A 1,136-nucleotide genomic window follows, 5' to 3' on the forward strand; every position below is an offset into this window, starting at 1 on the left:
GGTTTGGAAAATCATTTTTAACAAAGTTTCTTCTTTGGGATGATAAAAGGAATCTGTTAAAAAGAGAATTAAATCAACGTCTTTGATGCTTTGAAAAGCGATGTTGTTCATTTTTTGGTTCAATAAATGTTTATATTGGTTAATTCCTGGGGTGTCTACAAAAATATATTGGGCGTTAGGTTCGTGGCAAATGCCAATAATTTTGTGGCGTGTTGTTTGGGGTTTGGCGCTTGTGATGGCAACTTTTTGTTGGGTTAATGCGTTTAGAAGAGTTGATTTGCCGACGTTTGGGCGTCCCAAAATAGCAATAAAACCAGATTTAAAATCCATGTAAGTCCTCAATTTCTTAGTTATTTTTTTGTTTTTTTCCCTTGTTGGTGTTTGTGTGGGTGTTTTTATTTTGGTTTGTTTCTTTTTGTTTGGTTTTTATGGGATTTGGGGCTGCTGCTGCTGTTTTATGTGTTTTTGTCTAAATTTAGACCTACGTTTTGTAAAATTTTTTCTTGTAAAGCAAGCATTATTTGAAACTCTTCCTCGGTGCGGTGTTGATAACCCTTAAGATGCAAAAAACCATGCACTGCTAAAAAAGCAATTTCGCGTTCTAAACTGTGCTTGGCTGTTTGTGCTTGGACTTGGGCTTTGGAAAAAGAAATAAAAACATCGCCTAAAGAATTGTCTTCTAAGCCTGCAAAAAAAGTTAAATCATTAGGAAAAGACAAAACATCTGTGGGATAATTTTTTTGGCGATAAAAGGAATTAAGTTCTTGAATTTTTTCGTTGGTAACAAAAATGAGATGCATTAATTTTTTTTCTTTGATGGGTAAAAACATTTTAATTAATAAAGATTTAAAAGGTGTGATGCAAAAAGAAGTTTGATTGTGGATTTTAATGATCATTTAGCATTTCCTATTTGGGGTTTGGGGTGGTTGTAGTTTTGGTTGCAATTGAGTTGTTTTTTTGGTAATTTTTAATAATGAGATTATTTTTTGATGATTTGAGCGAATATTTGAATGAATAAAATAAAAAGATATTTGCAAAAAAACTTAATCAAATATAAGAAAATATAAAATAAAAAAAGCAACTTATTTCAAGTAGCTTTTAATTGATTAAAACATTAACGCTTTTTACTACGCATA

Annotated in this window: 2 protein-coding genes; both read right to left on the minus strand. The window is 31.1% G+C overall.

Going from position 1 to position 1,136, the window contains the following annotated elements:
- A partial coding sequence (era, locus tag OYV_RS03980; protein ID WP_334199044.1) for a GTPase Era occupies window positions 1-399 on the minus strand: 399 nt, incomplete at its 3' end.
- 56 nt (window positions 400-455) lie between these two features.
- Window positions 456-896 carry an rRNA maturation RNase YbeY gene (gene ybeY / locus OYV_RS03985; RefSeq protein ID WP_081931949.1) on the minus strand — a complete coding sequence of 147 codons (441 nt, stop codon included), beginning with the start codon at window positions 894-896 and terminating at the stop codon, window positions 456-458.
- Window positions 897-1,136 lie beyond the last annotated feature (240 nt).

The sequence above is a fragment of the 'Chrysanthemum coronarium' phytoplasma genome (assembly GCF_000744065.1).
Lineage (GTDB): Bacteria > Bacillota_I > Bacilli_A > Acholeplasmatales > Acholeplasmataceae > Phytoplasma > Phytoplasma asteris.